At 56.6% G+C, this 18,101-nt stretch carries 20 protein-coding genes; 11 read left to right on the forward strand and 9 right to left on the reverse strand.

From position 1 onward, the window contains the following. The first annotated feature begins 49 nt into the window (after positions 1–49). Positions 50–526: a GNAT family N-acetyltransferase gene (locus tag RBB82_RS17925; protein WP_433972108.1), complete on the forward strand. Its 477-nt coding sequence runs from the start codon at positions 50–52 to the stop codon at positions 524–526. A gap of 9 nt (positions 527–535) precedes the next feature. Here RBB82_RS17925 and murA read toward each other — a convergent pair whose 3' ends face one another. Continuing rightward, positions 536–1,816 carry a UDP-N-acetylglucosamine 1-carboxyvinyltransferase gene (gene murA, locus RBB82_RS17930; protein ID WP_433972109.1) on the reverse strand — a complete coding sequence of 427 codons (1,281 nt, stop codon included), beginning with the start codon at positions 1,814–1,816 and terminating at the stop codon, positions 536–538. A gap of 512 nt (positions 1,817–2,328) precedes the next feature. Here murA and RBB82_RS17935 point away from each other — a divergent pair. From RBB82_RS17935 to RBB82_RS17945, 3 genes are read left to right on the forward strand one after another with little or no spacing between them, the layout of a single operon-like run. Next, positions 2,329–3,057 (forward strand): hypothetical protein, encoded by a 729-nt coding sequence (locus tag RBB82_RS17935; RefSeq protein WP_433972110.1) that lies wholly within the window; start codon positions 2,329–2,331, stop codon positions 3,055–3,057. Position 3,058: 1 nt separating this feature from the next. Beyond that, the gene (locus RBB82_RS17940) at positions 3,059–3,649 is read left to right on the forward strand and encodes a class D sortase (protein WP_433972111.1); all 591 of its coding nucleotides are present in this window, start codon (positions 3,059–3,061) and stop codon (positions 3,647–3,649) included. A gap of 12 nt (positions 3,650–3,661) precedes the next feature. Next, positions 3,662–5,890 (forward strand): hypothetical protein, encoded by a 2,229-nt coding sequence (locus RBB82_RS17945; protein ID WP_433972112.1) that lies wholly within the window; start codon positions 3,662–3,664, stop codon positions 5,888–5,890. On the opposite strand, the gene murQ is transcribed toward RBB82_RS17945, so the two are convergent. Next, entirely contained in the window at positions 5,887–6,855 is a 969-nt protein-coding gene (murQ, locus tag RBB82_RS17950) for an N-acetylmuramic acid 6-phosphate etherase (protein WP_433972113.1), read from the reverse strand. The two genes, RBB82_RS17945 and murQ, sit on opposite strands and share 4 nt — an antisense overlap. A gap of 414 nt (positions 6,856–7,269) precedes the next feature. Between murQ and lepB the strand changes: the two genes are divergently transcribed. Next, positions 7,270–7,770 carry a signal peptidase I gene (gene lepB / locus RBB82_RS17955; RefSeq protein ID WP_433975406.1) on the forward strand — a complete coding sequence of 167 codons (501 nt, stop codon included), beginning with the start codon at positions 7,270–7,272 and terminating at the stop codon, positions 7,768–7,770. An 18-nt stretch (positions 7,771–7,788) separates the two neighbouring features. Here the strand turns inward: lepB and tpiA are convergent, their stop codons facing one another. The 7 genes from tpiA to RBB82_RS17990 form a co-directional block, all read right to left on the reverse strand. After that, on the reverse strand, positions 7,789–8,547 hold the full coding sequence (tpiA, locus tag RBB82_RS17960) for a triose-phosphate isomerase (protein WP_433972114.1): 759 nt from the start codon (positions 8,545–8,547) through the stop codon (positions 7,789–7,791). Between the two features lie 85 nt (positions 8,548–8,632). Next, a complete protein-coding gene (locus tag RBB82_RS17965) occupies positions 8,633–9,688 on the reverse strand; it encodes an acyltransferase family protein (protein WP_433972115.1) in 1,056 nt (351 codons plus the stop codon). A gap of 155 nt (positions 9,689–9,843) precedes the next feature. Beyond that, on the reverse strand, positions 9,844–11,064 hold the full coding sequence (locus tag RBB82_RS17970; protein ID WP_433972116.1) for a phosphoglycerate kinase: 1,221 nt from the start codon (positions 11,062–11,064) through the stop codon (positions 9,844–9,846). Position 11,065: 1 nt separating this feature from the next. Then, positions 11,066–11,554 carry a hypothetical protein gene (locus RBB82_RS17975; RefSeq protein WP_433972117.1) on the reverse strand — a complete coding sequence of 163 codons (489 nt, stop codon included), beginning with the start codon at positions 11,552–11,554 and terminating at the stop codon, positions 11,066–11,068. 29 nt (positions 11,555–11,583) lie between these two features. Continuing rightward, entirely contained in the window at positions 11,584–11,958 is a 375-nt protein-coding gene (locus RBB82_RS17980; RefSeq protein ID WP_433972118.1) for a RidA family protein, read from the reverse strand. Positions 11,959–12,059: 101 nt separating this feature from the next. Continuing rightward, positions 12,060–13,070: a type I glyceraldehyde-3-phosphate dehydrogenase gene (gap, locus tag RBB82_RS17985; RefSeq protein ID WP_433972119.1), complete on the reverse strand. Its 1,011-nt coding sequence runs from the start codon at positions 13,068–13,070 to the stop codon at positions 12,060–12,062. A 185-nt stretch (positions 13,071–13,255) separates the two neighbouring features. Beyond that, positions 13,256–13,489: a hypothetical protein gene (locus RBB82_RS17990; protein WP_433972120.1), complete on the reverse strand. Its 234-nt coding sequence runs from the start codon at positions 13,487–13,489 to the stop codon at positions 13,256–13,258. 205 nt (positions 13,490–13,694) lie between these two features. On the opposite strand from RBB82_RS17990, the gene RBB82_RS17995 reads away from it, so the two are divergent. The 6 genes from RBB82_RS17995 to RBB82_RS18020 all read left to right on the forward strand — a co-directional run bounded on the left by RBB82_RS17995 (position 13,695) and on the right by RBB82_RS18020 (position 17,922). Beyond that, complete coding sequence (locus tag RBB82_RS17995) at positions 13,695–14,498, forward strand: AAA family ATPase (RefSeq protein WP_433972121.1); 804 nt, start codon at positions 13,695–13,697, stop codon at positions 14,496–14,498. Between the two features lie 34 nt (positions 14,499–14,532). Next, positions 14,533–15,282, forward strand: coding sequence for an ATP-binding cassette domain-containing protein (locus RBB82_RS18000; protein WP_433972122.1), 750 nt, complete (start codon positions 14,533–14,535; stop codon positions 15,280–15,282). Continuing rightward, the gene (locus RBB82_RS18005; protein ID WP_433972123.1) at positions 15,279–15,911 is read left to right on the forward strand and encodes an ABC transporter permease; all 633 of its coding nucleotides are present in this window, start codon (positions 15,279–15,281) and stop codon (positions 15,909–15,911) included. The genes RBB82_RS18000 and RBB82_RS18005 overlap by 4 nt, the downstream gene beginning before the upstream one ends. After that, positions 15,908–16,855 carry a glycine betaine ABC transporter substrate-binding protein gene (locus tag RBB82_RS18010; protein WP_433972124.1) on the forward strand — a complete coding sequence of 316 codons (948 nt, stop codon included), beginning with the start codon at positions 15,908–15,910 and terminating at the stop codon, positions 16,853–16,855. Before RBB82_RS18005 ends, RBB82_RS18010 begins: the two co-directional genes overlap by 4 nt. 87 nt (positions 16,856–16,942) lie before the next feature. Continuing rightward, positions 16,943–17,422, forward strand: a complete 480-nt coding sequence (locus tag RBB82_RS18015; RefSeq protein ID WP_433972125.1) for a DUF1203 domain-containing protein — start codon at positions 16,943–16,945, stop codon at positions 17,420–17,422. Then, entirely contained in the window at positions 17,422–17,922 is a 501-nt protein-coding gene (locus RBB82_RS18020; protein WP_433975407.1) for a DinB family protein, read from the forward strand. Before RBB82_RS18015 ends, RBB82_RS18020 begins: the two co-directional genes overlap by 1 nt. Positions 17,923–18,101 lie beyond the last annotated feature (179 nt).

Raw genomic sequence — 18,101 nt, forward strand, 5'->3', positions numbered from 1 at the left:
GCATTTTTTTTGCTCTACCCGATCGAGGTTATCCTGAGCAAGGTGACGAATGAGTGATGAGATCGTTTTGCGAGACTATCGGTCGGCTGACCTTGATGCAATGTTTCGGTTGGATGAGAAGTGCTTTTCAGCGGAGTTTCGCTTTGATCGTGAATTAATGCAGATGTTCGCAGAGGAGCAAGGTGCTGTCATTCGCATTGCGGAGGAGAGCGGCGATGGGATCGTTGGGTTTGTGATTGCTCATGTGAAGCGCGTTGCGAAGGAATGGCGAGGATATGTCGTTACGTTGGATGTCGCAGAGCAGCATCGAGGGCGGGGCATCGCTCGAAGACTAATGGAGCAGGCGGAGTTTCGCATCGCGGCTGCTGGTGCACGGTGGATGGAACTGCATGTGTTTACGGAGAATGAGAGTGCGATCCGGTTTTATGAAGGAATGGGATATGAACGGATCGCGATAAGGCGCCGATTCTACGGCGAGGCCGGACTCGACGCCTTTGTCTATCGAAAGGGATTGTTGAATTTGTAACAGATAAAGTTACTTTTTACCGAAGACATCTCCCATTCGGCGAATCTGAGCTCCGACGCCGCGAAGCTTCTCCTCAAAATGTTCGTAACCGCGATCGAGATGGTAGACGCGGTCGAGAATGGTTTCGCCATCTGCGACGAGCGCCGCGAGGACGAGGGAGGCGGAAGCGCGCAGATCAGAGCACATGACGGCGGCAGATTGAAGCGGCGTTTTACCCCGAATTGTCGCGGTGCGACCGGAGATGGTGATGTTCGCGCCCATCCGGATGAGCTCTTGAACATGCATGAAACGATTCTCGAAGATATTCTCTGTGACGGAGCTGGTGCCTTCGGCTTGAGTGGCCAGGGCCATGTACTGGGCCTGCATATCGGTGGGGAAGCCGGGATACTCTTCTGTAGTTATGTCTGCAGCTTTGAGTTCGCCGCCGGAGCGGACTCGGACGTAGTCGGCACCGACGTCGATCTTGACGCCGCATTGTTCGAGTTTCGAGATGAGAGCGCCGAGGTGTTTCGGTTCGCAACAATCGACGTTGAGATCGCCTCCGGTGATGGCTCCTGCGACGAGGAAGGTGCCAGCCTCGATTCGGTCCGGGTTGATGCGGTGACGCGCGCCGTGAAGCTTGGCGACTCCCTGTACACGAATCGTGGCGGTCCCGGCGCCTTCGATCTTGGCTCCCATCGCGACGAGCAGAGCGGCGAGGTCGGTGACTTCAGGCTCGCGAGCACAATTCTCAAAGAGGGATTCACCTTCGGCCAGGGTGGCGGCCATCAGAAGATCTTCGGTTCCGGTGACGGTAATCTTGTCGAAGACAATGTGAGCGCCTTTGAGACGGTCGGCGCGAGCTTCCAGGTAGCCGTGGTCCTGGGTAATGGTCGCACCCATCGCTTCGAGGCCGCTGATGTGGAGGTCGATAGGACGGCCGCCGATGGCGCAGCCGCCAGGCATGGCGACGCGGGCAATACCTGTGCGGGCGATGAGCGGGCCAAGGACGAGTGAGCTGGCACGCATCGTTTTGACGATCTCATACTTGGCGACGGGGTCGGAGAGGATCGCGCATTTGATATGAGTGCGGTGCTGGGCGCGGCCATAGCCGAGTTCGACCTCAGCGCCCATGCTGGTGAGGAGCCTGCGCTCGGTCTCGATGTCGTGAACTTGAGGGATGTTCTCAAGGATGACCTCTTCTTCGGTCAGGATGGCGGCGGCCATGCATGGGAGGGCGGAGTTTTTAGCTCCAGAGACTTTAATTGTGCCGAGAAGGGGGTTGCCGCCGCGTACTACGAACTTATCCATTCTGCCAGTTTACGGAGATTTGGCGTGGAAATGAGTAACGGCGATGGTTCAAGTTGTGGACCTGGCCATTGAACCAAGTCGTACTGTGCAGCAGGGCGGACGTAAGTCGAAATTTATGAGCAGTTTGGGACAACAGCCGATATGCAAATTCAACTCGTAGACGAGCTTTGGCAAATTTGATTTCGTGATGTATTGGCTGTAGGTCGACCCGAGCGCATGCCTTCGAGTTCGGCAGATTTTGCGGGCGACGATAGCTTGGATAAGGCAGAAGAGAAAGTCCGCTGAGAATGGTTGATTATGGTGAAGCCACAAACCAAGTAAGGCGTTAGATCCGTATGGTTTTGATGCAGAACGTAGGTAATTCAGGCTTTTGATTACTCTTGAGCACTTACAAATGGCCTGATTACCATTGCCAAAAATCTTGGGTTACCCCGTATTTCTCTCAAGCCAAATAGTTTCTTTTCGCGTACACCTTGCATAGCGGACGCACGTCGATCCTGCAAAGGAGAACTATGCGACTAAAAACCTTTATTTCTTTCATATCTGTCTGTTTCGTCAATGCGGTCGTATGGGCTGCCAGTCCGGCAACTCCCTCTTCTGATTTCACACTTTCCAGCACGTCCCACATTCCCGGCGCTACTCTGCAGCCGGGTACCTACTCCATCCATGTTGTGAATCGTTTGTCGGATCGCGTCATTCTGAAGGTCGATGCGGCGAATGGTGCTCAACATTCAACCTTTATCGGTATTCCTAATAATAAGATAGAAAAGCCAGCGGCCAGTGGTCCCCTGAAGTGGGCCAACTCACCGGATGGCACTCCATACATTAAGGGCTGGTACTTCAACGGAAGTCCATCGGTCGTTGAGTTTGTTTATCCGAAGGATGACGCGGTCGCAATTGCTAAGTCGAATCCTGCCATGGTGCCAGCTGTCGATCCTGCATCCGAGGGGAAGGTTACCGATAGCACGCTCTCGCAGGACGACATGCAGTTGCTGACCCTCTGGGTTCTATCGTTAGAACAGGTTGGGCCAGGGGGGGCACCGTCTATCAAAGCTGCGCGCTATGAGATGGCCAGCGCCAGCCAGAAGCCGGCAATCAAGGCGCTGCCTCATACTGCAAGCTGGCTACCGTGGGTATGGTTGGTTGCACTTTGCTCACTGATTGCAGCGGCTGCGTTGCACATCATCGCATCGAAGAACCGCACATCCCCTGTCAGCGAAAGACAGCCGCTGCGGGAGTAGAATGCGGGTATTAGCACATGCCGAACGTCTTCTTTGGGCGGCCGGGGCTCTCAGCCTCGGCTATTGCCTTGTAGTAGGTGTTCAGGTAAGAGGATCGCAGAACATCGCTGCAGGTATTGGTAGACCTCAGCAAGCTGGCGATGTCGCTCCTCAGAACGACGCGTCCCGGGCAGATGGGGTGATTGGAAGGATAGAGATTCCCGCACTCGCGTTGTCGGCTCCGATTACATCGGACTACGACGTGAACAGTCTTCGACTAGGCGTCGGTCATATTCCCGGAACGGCAGTGCCAGGTGGTCTTGGAACAGTCGGATTGGCAGGTCATCGTGATTCGTTTTTCAGGCCATTGCGTCGTGTAACTCCGAAGATGGAGATACGACTTGTCGATAAGAGTGGCACCTATCATTATGTTGTTGACTCCACCGAAATCGTGAGCCCTGACAGGGTCGAGGTGCTCGATATCGTTGCACGGCCGGAGCTTGCACTCATTACCTGCTTTCCTTTTGACTACGTAGGTGCCGCGCCGAGACGTTTTATCGTGCATGCTCATCTTTTGTCGGCTTCCCCTGACGGGGTTTTTGCCATCCATTAAGGGTGAGGTGTTATGAGATTTGAAATCCTGGAGACGGTGCCCACGCCAGACCGTGAGATGGTCTTGCGTGCCTTGGAGATGTGTTCGCGAGAGGTCTCCAGCAAGGTCGTGCGTTACGGTGATCGGATTACTCTGCAGGGACTAGGGCCGTCGCCACGAGCAAAGAACGTCCGTGACACGACTGTGTTCCGTGTTGATGCCGACGACGATAAAACCATCATCAGCGGAGAGGTGAGCTTTCAAGCGTCAGCCTTGCTTGGAGACCAGCCGCAAGGTGATGTCGTACGTTCAAAGATTGAAGAGCTATTCAACCAGATGAAGGCGCAGATCGGCATCGATGAACTGCACCCTGTGGGTTCTGCTTTGTCAGTGTCTGCAGTCTCGATCGAAGCAGATTCTGGTGTGACAACAGACGTTTTGAACGAGAGCGCCTCCACTGCTTTTATTCAGAATCAAGAAGTGGAGATTCGGCCCGAGCACTCGGAGGCTGGAGCTGTCGAAGTAGTCTCGGCATATAACTCGGAGTTGGCGATTAATTTCGAACGAAATGCAGAATCGGAAAGGAATGTCCCGGCTGAACAAAACGTTGAAGTCGAAGAGCGAAATGTTTGGTTGGACGAGTTGTTTAGCCAGCTAAAGGCGCAGGGCGATCTTGAAGAGAGGCTGGCGCTTGACGGCGTTGCCACGGCACCTACCACTACGTCGATACAGGCAACAGTTGGTGTCACGGACTCTGTTGTGGCAGATATATCGGAAAAGGCAGCAGATATCACTGTCTCTTCGGATAAGCCGGAGGAGATTATGATCGCCTCCACCGAGCCCGCATTAGCAGAGCCGATTGGTTTGGAGGAAAGCAACGGACCTACATGGGCCGCTCTCACCGCGCAAAATGCTGAGGTGGAACAGAATGTCGATCTGAAAAGGCGTGTCGAGCCGGAGGGCAACTTCGATCTAAAAGAAAATGCATGGCTGGAAGATCTATTCCACCAGATGAACGCGCAGATTGACGTCGAAGGGAGCCCGACAGCGCAGGATGTTATCGGCACGGCATCGATTGATTCGTCCTTATCGACTACCACGGATGATGCGTCTTCGATCTCGACGGAAGGCATTTCGGCGAAAGAAGCCGCCTTTATTGATGCTCCAGACAACGAGCCCGAGGTCATGAATTCGGATGTCGAATCCAACTCAGAGATGGAAGCCTCGGTTGCTGTGTCCGAAGTGGCTGCTAATTCGAAGCAAAATGCCGAAGATAGCCGCACCTCTGAAGCTGTGCAAGATGCCGAAGTGGAATCGAGCATCAAACTACAACCAAATCCCGAGCTGGAACAAAGCGTAAAGCATGCACAGAGTATTGAGGCGCAGCTGACTGCGCTGCAAGAAGAAAGTGCTAAGGCTGTCGAGACAGCCAAAGGACAGCCGAGTATCGATCCGGTGCAAAGCGTCTGGCTGCAACACGTAACCGAGTTGGATCAGCATGCCCGAAAGCCATTTGAAACACCGCCATTCCTAGTAGCGGGGGCAGTTGAAGAGGCTCCCCAAAGAAAGCGATCTGCCAAGTGGGTGACTGGATTGGTTGCGCTGCTATTGATCGCCGCCGGCATCTTCTTTTTTCTATATCGCTCGCGTTTTAGCCCTGAAGTGCCCTCAGCGCAGACGATCGAACAGCCCGCTCCTGTCACGACGGATTCGTTACCCACGACTGAGCCGAGTCATGTGCCTGACGCGAAACTACCGTTGCCACTCACGAAGCGCCCAGTCGTCGATCCGGCAGTTCAAGTGACCGATGTCAGGGTGTGGTTGGACAATTGGGCGGCTGCGATGCGCACGCGCGATGCCAGCGCACAGGCCGCCTTCTATGCGGACACCGTGAACGAATATGTGGGGAAGTACGACGTAAGCAAAGACGCGGTGTTGAAGGATAGGGAAGCCACCATTCACATGAGGAAGGGATTGTGGACGGTGAAGATGGAGAAGGTTGTGATCGTGAGGCAGACAAAATCCGAAGCGGAGGTTCGCCTGGTAAAGCACTTCATTGACGAACCTGTACCATCCGAGATTGTGGAGTCGTTTGTTCCAACTCGACTCAAGCTGAAACGCGTTGATGGAAGAGGGTGGAGGATCACTTCGGAGCAGGATCTACCGTCGTTGTCAGCACCGCGGTCAGACAAAATGAAACGGCCTGAACCATTCCCTGGTTCAGGCCGTTCGATAGAGATGGGGACTCTTGTGGCGAACTAGAGCTCCAGGCGCGAGTCGTCGATGGCAAGGCGAACGTTGCCGTCGGACTTTGTAAGGCGGCGTACAGCTTCCATCTTGTCGACGTTGGCTTTCAGCATGACCACTGCGATAGGAATTGATTTACCTGCGGACTTGATGGTGCGAATCGCGGTGTCGCGGTCGATGTCGCAGACCTTCATCAAGACGCGAATGCCGCGCTCGACGAGCTTCGCATTCTTCATGTGCACGTTGACCATGAGATTGTCGTAGACGTAGCCGAGACGGGTCATGGCGCCAGTGGTGATCATGTTGAGGACCATCTTCTGAGCAGAAGCAGACTTCATGCGTGTGGAGCCGGAGATAACCTCGGGCCCGACCTCTGTGATCACGGTAGTGTCGGCAACATCGGCTAAGGGTGTATGCAGATTGCAGGTGATGGCAGCGGTCTTCGCTCCGCGCGCGCGGGCATACTCGACCGCTCCAACGACGTACGGCGTACGGCCGCTGGCCGATACCCCAATGACGATGTCCTTCCGCGTTGGGCGGCGGCGGGCGATGTCGCGCTGGCCGATCTCGGGGGAGTCCTCATTAACGTCGGAGGCAGAGGCGAGAGCCTTGGGACCCCCAGCCATTATGTACTGGACTTGCGAGGGAGCAGTGGAGTACGTTGGTGGGCACTCCGAGGCGTCAAGGGAGGCGATGCGGCCGCTGGAGCCTGCACCGACATAGATGAGCCGGCCACCGTCGCGGAGGGAACGAGCTACTGTATCGATGACGATGGCGATCTCTGGCAGCGCTTTCTTTACTGCTGCAGCGATCTTCGCGTCTTCGTGGTTGATGATTCGGGCTATCTCGAGGGCGGACTTGGTGTCGAGACCCTCTGAGGCGGCGTTGGCGGTCTCCGTGGTGAGATCGTTGAAGTCTGCTGCGCCACGGTTGACGTTCTTGGGTGTCGGGGCCTGCTCGAGCATGGTAAGGGTTGCCATAAGTGTCCTACTGTTCTGCTGGGGCAATTCTAGTCTTAACCTTCTCGAATGCGTCAAGAAAGGTTTGCCACAGACCGGTTATCATAAAGGGTCGGAGGCAGCTTGAAATCGAAGATGGAGATGGCGCAGTGCCGGAACCTGTGGTACGCAAATGAGGTTCGGATCGCAATGTTTGGATCTCATAGATTTTGCGAAGCAAACTGCAGCTTGTGATACATGAGATGCAGCTTTTACAAATAGGTTTGCCCGGCCACCGACTTGAGGCAGCAACGAGATACAGGGAGCGGTAGTAGGCTTTCTGGGGAGTGGGACGTCTAAATGATAGAGGAGTCAGAAGATCGAGTGCAGATCGACGCAAAGTTAGAACCTGACGATGGGCCGGTGAATGAGCCACCACGGCACGATCGCGGCGTAATGCATTCGTGGATGCGTGACCTGGTGATCTCAGTCGTCGTTTCGGCGTTCATTATCATCTTTTTGTACCAGCCGGTGCGAGTGGAGGGAACCAGCATGTTGCCCGTGCTGGAGGATCAGGACCGGCTCTTCATCAACAAGATGGCCTATCGCATGGGAGAGATTCATCGTGGCGATGTGGTGGTGTTTCAGTATCCGCGTGACCATGAAAAGAGCTATATCAAGCGGGTGATCGCTCTGCCGGGCGACGATCTGCGGATCGATCATGGCCAGGTCTTCGTCAACGGGAAACCGATCGCGGAGGCCTATGTGCCGAGTCGGTTCGCCGACGACCGATCTCAGCCGGAGATGTTGGTTCCGGCGCATGAGTACTTCGTAATGGGTGATCATCGATCAATTTCGAGCGACAGCCGGGACTTCGGGCCCGTTGAGCGGGACCTGATCTACGGCAAGGCGGCCTTCGTGTATTGGCCGGTGGACCAGGCCGGGGTTGTGCGGTAGCTGGCCGACGATCCGCTGCTATGCGGTGGCATTATGAATAATCTCGAAGAATGACTTGGGCTGGAGGCTGGCGCCGCCTACGAGCGCACCGTCGATATCGGGTTGATCCATGAGGCTGGCCACGTTATCGGCTTTGACCGAACCGCCATAGACAATGCGCGTTCCGCTGGCGCAAGGTTCGCCAAGGTGCGCTGCGACTTCGCGGCGAATGATGGCGTGGGCTTCATTCGCCTGTTCCGGGGTGGCGACGCTACCGGTACCGATGGCCCAGACCGGCTCGTAGGCGATCACCAACCGGCCACAGGAGCCTCCTTTGATCCCGTTGAGCGCGCAGGCGATCTGCCAGCGGAGAACGGCCTCAGTGAGGCCGGACTGGCGCTTGTCTAGGGTTTCGCCAACACAGACCACGGGGATCAGATCGTGATCCAGCGCTGCTTTGAGCTTGAGGTTGACCATGTCGTCGGTCTCATGGGCGTAGATGCGGCGCTCGGAGTGCCCAAGCAGGACGCGGGTGCAGTCGATGCTTTCGAGCATGGTGGGCGACGTCTGGCCGGTATAGGGACCCTCGTTCAACCAGTGCATCGTCTGGGCTCCCGCGGTGACGCAGGTGCCTTTGGTCGCCTCGATCACGTAGCCGAGCGACGACATGGTGGGGAAGATTGCGATCTCGCTGGCTGTGTGGTCTTTGACCAGAGGAAGGAACTCGCTCAGGAATGCGAGGGACTCTTTAGGGGTCTTGTACATCTTCCAGTTGGCTGCGATCAGTGGCTTGCGCATGTGCAAATCAGTATTCCATTTTCACGCCGTCAAGGGAAGGGAAGAGGGCCTGGACGACTTCAAAGGTGAAACGTCCTGCGGTGAGCTACGGAGCCGCTGGTGGTACCGCTTCTGTAGACGCGTACTGTATTGGATGTCTTGCGATGGCCGATCCAAGCCAAATACCTAGCTGAATCATCGGGGACTCGATGCAGTGAAAAAGCAGGACCGGCATGCTCAAGAGAAGGATGCCGAAAGTCACGACGTGGAACGAGCGCACTACGTCGAATGCTACCCACAAGCAGAAGAGGTGTGACAAGTAGACTCCATAGGAATACTTGGCCATGTTGTAGGTAATACGGTTGACTGTTGGGCTTTTGATCGTGGCGAATCGGGGAAGCAACGAACCCAAGATGAAACAGATCATCCCGCCAACCGCAGTCGACTGCCGCCAGGCAAAGAATGCCATTGTCAGAACACCGAGTGTAATCGGGAAGAGCCAGGACGGCCAGAGTGATGACCGCTGACGGCTCGCAAGCGCAAAGGCAATAACACCCGCCAGGAAATGTGGAGCATAATGCAAGGGCATAAATAGATGAGCGGGTATCCACGAGCCTATCCAGACCGCGAATAGAGGCCACAGTCTGCGTAGCCTCGATTGAAACAGAAATATTATCGGCAGCAACACGTACATTTGGACTTCAAAGGGCAAACTCCAAAGTACTCCGATTATTTCTCGCGATCCTCGCGGCCAAACGTTCTGAATAAGCAACAGGCTACCGACCACCTCATTCCGAGAAGGGTCAAAATTGCCAAATAGATATCGGCCTGAGATAAACGCCGAGGGGATATGAAATAGCACAACGACGGTGACGGCGAAAATGCTAAGAGGATAAATCCGAAATATACGGCGGATGTAGAAGCTAAGCCATGCTCGCGCTCTCGTGGTTTCCGTGGTCAATCTCTCCAGCGAAAGCATAAGCACCGTGCAGGTGTGTACGAAAAAGAACATCACACCCAGGCGACCCAGCCAGTTCATCTCTCGCCCCAATACGAACGGGTGGCCTAAAAATTTCGAGGTGTGGTCGACAACGACAAAGGTCACCGCAACCGCGCGGAGTAGGTCCAGGTTCGTGGATTTGTGCAGAATATTATTTTGCAAGCGTTTTAGGGCACTCGACTTAACTCAAGCTGAATTTAATTGTAATAATTCGTGTTTTTATGTGATTTGGGAACGTCTTTGAACCAATATCCGAACCCCGTTCGATACGCATCTTTTCGTTGTTTGTCGAAAGTCGGGTTGGGTTCCCGACACAATTAGCGAAACCTTTGGTTATCAGTGAGAGCTGCGACGCCGGGGAGGGTTTTGCCTTCGAGGAACTCGAGGCTGGCGCCGCCGCCGGTGGAGATGTGGGTGATGCGATTTGCGAAGCCGGACTGCTGGATCGCTGCGACCGAGTCACCACCGCCGACGATGGTCGTCGCGTCATGATTGCGGGCGACTGCGCCGGCGATCTCGTTTGTGCCGCGAGCGAAGGCAGGCATCTCGAAGACGCCCATCGGGCCGTTCCAAATGATGGTGCGGGCTTCGGTGATCTCGTCTTCAAAAAGCGCAATGGATTTGGGACCGATATCGAGTGCCATGAGCTCAGCAGGGAAGGCTCCGGCACCGTCGAAGACCTGAGTCTTGGCGTCAGGGGCGAACTTATCGGCAAGGACGTGGTCGACGGGGAGGAGGAAACGAACACCCATGGTCTTCGCCTTTTCGAGCGCGGCTTTGGCAACGTCAATCTTGTCAGCTTCGACGAGCGATTTGCCGGTGCTCTGCCCCTGCGCGTTGAGGAACGTGTAGGCCATACCACCGCCGATGATAATGGCGTCGGCCTTCTCCAGCAGATTGTCGATCACCTGAATCTTGTCGGAGACCTTGGCTCCGCCGATGATGGCGACGAAGGGCTTATCGGGCTCCGCAAGTGCCTTGCCAAGGTAGGTCAGCTCCTTTTCCATCAGCAGCCCGGCTGCGGACTGCTTTACGAAGTGGGTGATGCCTTCGGTGGAGGCGTGGGCGCGGTGAGCGCTGCCGAATGCGTCATTGACATAGATATCGCAGAGCGATGCGAGCTTTTTGCTGAAGGCCGGGTCGTTCGCCTCCTCCTCTGGATGGAAGCGCAGGTTTTCGAGCAGGAGAGGCTGACCGGACTCGAGGTTGGCTGCCATCTCGCTTGCGATCTCGCCGACACAGTCTGGTGAGAAGGCGACATTCTCATCATCACCGAGGATGTGGTCGAGGAGCGTACGCAGATGATCGACGAGTGGGCGGAGGCTCATACCCGCGACAGGCTTGCCCTTGGGCCGGCCAAGGTGCGAGCACAGGATGACCTTGGCCTTGTGGCGCAATGCGTACTCAATGGTAGGAAGTGTCTCGCGGATGCGAGTGTCGTCGGTGATGATGCCGTCCTTGAGAGGGACATTGAAGTCGACGCGAATGAGGACGCGCTTGTCGGTCAGGTCGAGGTCGCGGATGGATAGTTTGGACATGTCAGTTAGAGAATACCCGAGGAGGCGGCCCAAAGCGGCGATTGGCTAAAGATATGGGCAGGCCCACCAGGAAGACCATCGCGGCGATGCTATTGAGGAGAACCGGGCCAGTTGGGTGGTTTTTGGGGAATACGTTCGTGTGGGGAAGCACGAGAGAGTACATCACGACGTAGATGAAAGCTCCATAGAGCAGGCCCGAGAGGACAGCATACCGCGTAAGAAACGGTAGGAAACGAGATGCAAGGACAAACGGTGTGGCCCAGACCAATGCGATGAACAAGTGAAGGGCAAGCCCGAGAAGGGCGGTTTGGACCCCGCCAGAGTATGCGGCCCGACCCAGAACGCCGCTTGCGATGGACTGCGGGATCTTGATGGGTGCAATGCCGCGGAGTCCGAAGAAAATGATGGGGTCGAGTATGTCGAGGATCGCCGCGACGACTGCGCCCACGAGAATAGCCTTCAGGACAGGCCGAATGTGTTGATCTGGCATGCCGAATTTTAGAGCATGTTGAGCGTCAGCTAGTCGGGAATGCAGGCATCTGCTTCAATCTCAATATGCCAGGACGGGTTGAGCAGCGCAGCAACGACGACCATGGTTGCGGCGGGACGAATGGTGCCGAAGAACTTGCCATGAACGCGGCCGACGATCTCCCAGTCTTGAGCATGCGTGAGGTACATGCGAGTGCGATAGACATGCTCGACGGAGCTGCCAGCCTGCTTGAGCGCCGTCTCGATGAGGTTGAGGCATTGCTCGGTCTGCGCGGCTACGTCGCCGTCATCGCAGCCGACCGGGCCAGTGCCCGAGACGTGGACGTGACTGCCGATGCGCACAGCCCGGGAGAATCCGATGATGGGTTCGAAGGGGCTGGTTCCGGGAATGTTCTTGCGAGACATAGAGTGAGCCACCAGTTCTGAAAGTGAGATGCCGCTCCGCTGCTCCCAGTTTCGGCGTAGCAACGAAGCGGCATGGTTGCAGTGCGAAGGTCCTAAGCGAACTACAGGCCTTTTTGGACGAGGAAGCTGATGAGATCCTTGACGCGGTTGGAGTAGCCCCACTCGTTGTCATACCAGCTGATGACCTTGCCCGTGTTGCCGCCGACAACCTTCGTGAGCTTTGAGTCAAAGATGCTGGATAGGGGGTTGCCCTTGAAGTCCGAGGAGACAAGCTCTTCGTCGGTATAGCCGAGGATGCCCTTGAGTCCGCCCTCGGAGGCCTTCTTGATCGCCTCGTTGATTGCAGCCTCGGTGATTGGCTTCTCGGAGACGAAGGTGAGGTCGACGACGGAGACGTTAGGTGTTGGGACGCGGATGGCAAAACCGTCGAGCTTACCGGCCATCTCGGGCACGACGAGCTTGAGCGCCTTGGCAGCACCGGTGCTCGACGGAATCATCGAGAGGGCAGCAGCGCGGGCGCGACGGAGATCCTTATGCGGTGTATCGAGGATGACCTGATCGTTGGTATAGCTGTGGATCGTGGTCATAATGCCGGATGCGATGCCGAAGGTGTCATTGAGCACCTTGACGACAGGCGCGAGGCAGTTGGTCGTGCAGGACGCATTCGAGATGATGTTGTGCTTCGCCGCCTCGTACTTGTTATCGTTGACGCCGAGGACGATGGTGATGTCTTCGTTTGTAGCTGGTGCGGAGATAATCACCTTCTTGACCGTGCTGCCGAGATGAGCCTTGGCCTTTTCGGCATCGGTGAAGAAGCCGGTGGATTCGACGACGATCTGTGCACCGACAGAGGCCCAGTCGAGCTTGGCTGGATCGCGTTCCGCGAAGACCTTGATCTTCTTGCCGTCGACGGCGACAAAGTCTTCGCCGTGGGTGATCTCGTTTTTGAGGTTGCCGAGGATGGAGTCGTACTTGAGAAGGTGAGCCAGGGTGGCGGGGGTGGTGAGGTCGTTGACGGCGACGAATTCGATATCTGAGTTACCGATTGCGCTGCGGAAGACGTTGCGTCCAATGCGGCCGAAGCCGTTGATGCCTACCTTTACTGCTGCCATGATTTTCGGTTGCTCCTGTCAGGTTGCTGCGTTATTTACACGTTTCACTATTGTAGAGCGCAGCAAGCGGGCCTGCACGCCATCAGACCGGGATGCTATCACCGGGGCTGAGGTGACGCAAACTGTGGCCTGCCGTGCCGTTAGCCACGGTGGTGGAGATTTGTTGGAAAAGCTGCGTCTGCGGGCTAAAACTTGAAGAACTTCTCGCGAAGAGCTTCTTCGTAGTTTTTCTTGGCTTCCTTCGCCCTTCCGCGAGCATCTTCCTCGCGAAAGTCGGCCGCCTCCCACAAGTCAACCTCTGCCTCGGTGTGGTTGACGGAGGCAAGAGCCTCTTCTTCGTGGATGGCGCTGACCCACGCATCGACGGCTTCTTTGTAAGCGGCCTGCATCTTATCGAGATCGGAGACTTCGGCTGGCATCGTTCACCTCTTTTACCAGCGACAGTATCGCAGCCATGTAAACGGACGATGTAAAGTGCTGAGAAAAGATGGGATGGAGGCGCCCAATCTGAGCGGGTGGAGCAACGGATGGGGTGTCTCTGAAGGTGCGACCGATTTGCGGGAGGCTTCCGCGCTGTGTTACAAGCGTCGTATGCGCGATTTGCGCGAATGGATAAGCGAAAAGATGAGACGACGCCCGAGACGTGGACCGAATGATTCGGAGTCCACGGGGAAAAGCGGGCAGGAGCTGCCCGCAAACCAGCAAGCTCCCCTGAGACCAAGCTACCCGGAGCCCGTGGCAACCCGTGCTGCCGAGCCGGCGCCGGCAAAGGTGGAGCACCCTGTTGAGCCGATCGCCGAGGCTGCTCCCCTGGCAGAGCCATTTACTCCGGCGTCGCCAACTGAACCCAACATCGTGATGGAGACGCAACCCGAGTCGTTGAGCACGCCGCCTGCTGAGGCGACGGCGGCGAAGTCGCCGAAAGGGTATGTCGTTCTCGCAATCGGTTTGCCGGGATCGGGCAAGACGACTTGGTACAAGCGGCGTGGGGTCACTCCGCTGTCCAGCGACCTGCTGCGTACGCTCTTATTCGACGACATTACAGAACAGCGGTATCAGGGATTGGTGTTTTCGACGCTACGAAGTCTTCTGCGTGCTCGGCTCATCGCCAAGATGCCATGGAACTACGTGGATGCGACTAACCTGTCTCCGCACGAGCGCAAACAGTGGATCAAGATGGCCAAGAGCTTCGGATACGAGGTGCAAGCTGTCTTCTTCGACGTGCCGCTGGCTGTGTGTCTGGAGCGGAACTCAAAACGCGACCGCCAGGTTACCGACGAGGTGATGCATAAGATGGCCGAGCGTCTCAAGCCTCCAACCTTCAAAGAAGGATTCGAGAAGATTACGGTAGTCCGCGTCAAAGGACAGCCCGTAGCAGCGGCTGAGCCCGCTGCTATAGCAGAGCCGGCTGCGGAGACCGCGGAGTAAGTCTCTCTTTCGACAAGACACGTTAGAGTAAACCATGCCCACAGTTGGCGTTGAGTTCGCGAAGGTGAGCTACACGCTGGCAGGTGGGCGTACTCTTTTGCGCGACGTCTCGCTTCAGCTTGAGGCAGGGACTACGACCGCCTTGCTGGGGCGCAGCGGGTCGGGCAAGACGACCTTGTTGCGCATGGTCAACGGACTGGTGCAGCAGAGCGCGGGTGAGGTGCTGGTTGCGGGGAAGAACACGCAGGATGGCGACGCGGTGGCGCTCCGCCGAAGCATCGGATACGTCATCCAGGAGACCGGGCTGTTTCCACACATGACTGTGGAGCGAAACGCAGGGATGGCTCTCGAGCTTGCCGGCAGAACGAAGCAGGAGACTGCGGCTCGCGTGCGGGAGGTGCTGGAGCTTACAGGCCTGGACTATGAAGAATTTCACGCACGGTATCCGTGGCAACTCTCCGGCGGCCAAAGACAGCGTGTCGGTCTCGCCCGAGCGTTGGCGACGGACCCAACCGTGCTGCTGATGGATGAGCCGTTCGGCGCGCTCGATCCCCTGACACGGGCAGAGATGCAAACCATGCTAAAAGATTTGCTGAAGCGTGTAGGGAAGACCGTTTTGCTGGTGACACATGATCTTGATGAGGCCCTGTATCTCGCCAGCAGAGTGATCTTTCTGTCTAAAGGGGCAGTGCTGGCGGACCTTCCGGCAAATGAGGTTCTCAGGTCCGAAAATTCTCAAATTAAGAATTATGTTCAGGCGGTACATCGCGCGGTGCCTGCATGACGGACTTCCTGAGGCAACACGGGTGGGAGATCGGCAGACTGACCTTTGAGCATCTCTGGCTGACGCTCTCGGCAATGTTGTTGGCAGCGGCAATTGGTCTACCGCTTGGGATTTTACTGACCCGGAATCGAGCTCTGGCGAAGCCCGTCATTGGCTTTGCAAATGTATTGCAGACCGTACCAAGCCTTGCGTTGTTCGGCCTGCTGTTGCCGGTGCCATGGCTGGGAGAGAACGCGGCCCGGCTGGCAATTCTGGCGCTAACCGGATACGCCCTGCTGCCAATTCTGCGGAATACCTACGCAGGGATTGGAAGTGTAGATCCCGCGCTGGTCGATGTAGCTAACGCAATGGGGATGACCTCCTGGCAGCGGCTGATCAAGGTAGAGTTGCCGCTCGCCGCGAGCGTGATACTCGCAGGCCTGCGTACGGCAACGGTAACTTGTGTCGGCGTAGCGACGATTGCGGCTGCGATCGGCGCCGGGGGGCTCGGCGAGCTGATCTTTCGCGGCGTAGCAAGTGTTGACAACGGCCTCGTACTCGCAGGAGCAATTCCAGCGGCACTCTTAGCTCTGATTGCGGACGCAGGATTGGGGCTGTTGGAAAAGCGATTAGCCGTGAGGCGGGTGTGAGGAGCGAGACGGCAAGTCAGCGCGTCCGCGGGTCTGCGCCACGACGGCTGTCCGAGCTGTCACTGAGTGCAGTCGTTCTCTGTTTTTTGCTGACCTGTGTGGCGTGCGCGCCTCCACGCTCATCACGCATCACCATTGGCGCGAAGAACTTTACCGAGCAGGTCGTCCTCGGAGAGTTGCTATCCCAGGAGATCGAAGCAGTCACTGGGGAGCAAGTTGCCCGAAGGTTCTACCTGGCCGGAAGCTATCTCTGTCAGCAGGCGCTCGTGAGCGGACGAATCGATGGCTACGTCGAGTACACGGGGACGGCGTTGACGGCGATCCTGAAGCAGCCTCTACCGCCGATGGGTCAGAGGGATGCTGCAACGGTGCTGCGACAAGTGACTCAGCTGTATGCTTCGCGCTATCACGTCCTGGTAGGACCAGGAATGGGATTTGAGGACACGTTCGCAATGGTCGTGCGAGGAGACGACGCGCGACGATTGGAGTTAAAGACCATCTCCGACGCCGTGAAGGTCGCGCCGCAGTGGCGGCTTGGCGTGGGTTACGAGTTCGAGGAAAGACCGGACGGCCTGCGCGGTCTCGAGGCAACCTATGGCCTCAAATTCGCCGATGCACCGCGAACGATGGACCTGGGACTGCTGTACCGAGCACTATCGAATAATCAGGTTGATATGGTCGCAGGCAACTCGACAGACGGACCGATACGAGCGCTTGGATTCGTCGTACTCGCCGACGACAAGCATTACTTTCCCCCATACGATGCAGTGCCATTGGTAAGGCAAGACTCCCTTCATCGTCATCCTGGAATCCAATTCGCAATGGAGAGGCTTGCGGGGAAGGTAAGCGCGGATGAGATGCGCGGAATGAACTACGCTGTCGACGGCGAACATCGGGATGTAGGGGACGTCGTGCGAGAGTTTCGCAAAGGGAAGGGGCTCTGAGTTTGGTTGAACAATTCGGAGTGTGAGCGTAACTCGTTTTCGCGAAGATGGCTTCAGTAGTTGAGTTCACACGACTGGAGAGTTCCGATGAGCGAGTTACGAATCATTGCAATTGCAAGTGAGTTGGCAGATCAGGTAAGAGTCACGATGGTGTCGCCTGGATATGGGCATCCGGTGACGGCGAAGGTAGCGACCGGGTTGGGCCCTTGCCGGCATTGTCTGCAGCCGTTTGCGGTGGGTGAGGAGGTAAGGCTGTTGTTTACGTTGAATCCGTTTGATGGCGTGGCGCCGATACCGCAGCCAGGGCCGGTGTTTTTGCACGAAGAGACATGCAAACGACACGAGGAGAAAGATGAATATCCAGAGGCGCTGTTGCCGTTGGGCGCTCTGCTCGACGGCTATGATGCAGAGCAGATGATTCGGCGGCGCGAACTCGTGGCAAAGGATGTATCACCCGAAACCCTGATGCGGGAGATGCTGATGGATCCGCAGGTTCGGTACGTGGTGGTGCGGGATCCGAATGCAGGTTGTTATCGGATGCGTGTGGAGCGAAGGGAGTGGCAGTGATGGTTGAACCATGGTTGCGGGGCACGCTGACGGAGGTGGATTCTGTACGGCGTCAGGTGCTCCACGCTCTGGATTTGGCGAGCGAAGATGTTGAGCGTTGGTGCGCAGGCTTGAGCGACACAGAGATGAATGCACGACCATTCGAACTGGCCCCAGTCGCATTCCATCTCCGTCACATCGGGCGGAGCCTTGATAGGTTGCTCACATACGCGGAAGGTAGGGCGTTGTCAGGAGCGCAGATGAATGCTCTGGCTACCGAAATGGCCGGTGATGCGCTTGCTGAGGAGGTTCTGGCTGAGGTTCGAGCAGGTCTTGGTGAAGCTCACCGGCGAATCATGCTGATCCCGCAAAACAGTTACCAGGAAAAGCGTGGCGTGGGCAGAGCGCTGTTGCCAAGTACGGTGGGCGGCCTGTTGATCCACTGTGCGGAGCACACACAGCGACACGTGGGGCAGGCGGTGACGACTGCAAAGGTTGTCGTGGGAGTGCAAAAGAGCTGATTCGGAGCGCCCAGCGCTCATCCATTAGGCGGACTCAGATCCCCGCCTTTAGGTGGGTTGACTCATATCAGACGGCAGCGTTGAATCGCTGCGAGGAAGAACATGCCACAGATGCAAGAGCTCTACACAAAAAAGACTGAGTCGAGAAGAATTCTATCCTTGGCTTCGATTAGTGCTGC

It is taken from the genome of Tunturiibacter lichenicola (assembly GCF_051013355.1).
Lineage (GTDB): Bacteria > Acidobacteriota > Terriglobia > Terriglobales > Acidobacteriaceae > Edaphobacter > Edaphobacter lichenicola_F.

Bases quoted from the DNA above. Each gene is read 5' to 3' on its own strand.
- RBB82_RS17925 (WP_433972108.1), top strand. From the start codon at position 50: ATGAGTGATGAGATCGTTTTGCGAGACTATCGGTCGGCTGACCTTGAT.
- murA (WP_433972109.1), bottom strand. From the start codon at position 1,816: ATGGATAAGTTCGTAGTACGCGGCGGCAACCCCCTTCTCGGCACAATT.
- RBB82_RS17935 (WP_433972110.1), top strand. From the start codon at position 2,329: ATGCGACTAAAAACCTTTATTTCTTTCATATCTGTCTGTTTCGTCAAT.
- RBB82_RS17940 (WP_433972111.1), top strand. From the start codon at position 3,059: ATGCGGGTATTAGCACATGCCGAACGTCTTCTTTGGGCGGCCGGGGCT.
- RBB82_RS17945 (WP_433972112.1), top strand. From the start codon at position 3,662: ATGAGATTTGAAATCCTGGAGACGGTGCCCACGCCAGACCGTGAGATG.
- murQ (WP_433972113.1), bottom strand. From the start codon at position 6,855: ATGGCAACCCTTACCATGCTCGAGCAGGCCCCGACACCCAAGAACGTC.
- lepB (WP_433975406.1), top strand. From the start codon at position 7,270: ATGCATTCGTGGATGCGTGACCTGGTGATCTCAGTCGTCGTTTCGGCG.
- tpiA (WP_433972114.1), bottom strand. From the start codon at position 8,547: ATGCGCAAGCCACTGATCGCAGCCAACTGGAAGATGTACAAGACCCCT.
- RBB82_RS17970 (WP_433972116.1), bottom strand. From the start codon at position 11,064: ATGTCCAAACTATCCATCCGCGACCTCGACCTGACCGACAAGCGCGTC.
- RBB82_RS17975 (WP_433972117.1), bottom strand. From the start codon at position 11,554: ATGCCAGATCAACACATTCGGCCTGTCCTGAAGGCTATTCTCGTGGGC.
- RBB82_RS17980 (WP_433972118.1), bottom strand. From the start codon at position 11,958: ATGTCTCGCAAGAACATTCCCGGAACCAGCCCCTTCGAACCCATCATC.
- gap (WP_433972119.1), bottom strand. From the start codon at position 13,070: ATGGCAGCAGTAAAGGTAGGCATCAACGGCTTCGGCCGCATTGGACGC.
- RBB82_RS17990 (WP_433972120.1), bottom strand. From the start codon at position 13,489: ATGCCAGCCGAAGTCTCCGATCTCGATAAGATGCAGGCCGCTTACAAA.
- RBB82_RS17995 (WP_433972121.1), top strand. From the start codon at position 13,695: ATGAGACGACGCCCGAGACGTGGACCGAATGATTCGGAGTCCACGGGG.
- RBB82_RS18000 (WP_433972122.1), top strand. From the start codon at position 14,533: ATGCCCACAGTTGGCGTTGAGTTCGCGAAGGTGAGCTACACGCTGGCA.
- RBB82_RS18005 (WP_433972123.1), top strand. From the start codon at position 15,279: ATGACGGACTTCCTGAGGCAACACGGGTGGGAGATCGGCAGACTGACC.
- RBB82_RS18015 (WP_433972125.1), top strand. From the start codon at position 16,943: ATGAGCGAGTTACGAATCATTGCAATTGCAAGTGAGTTGGCAGATCAG.
- RBB82_RS18020 (WP_433975407.1), top strand. From the start codon at position 17,422: ATGGTTGAACCATGGTTGCGGGGCACGCTGACGGAGGTGGATTCTGTA.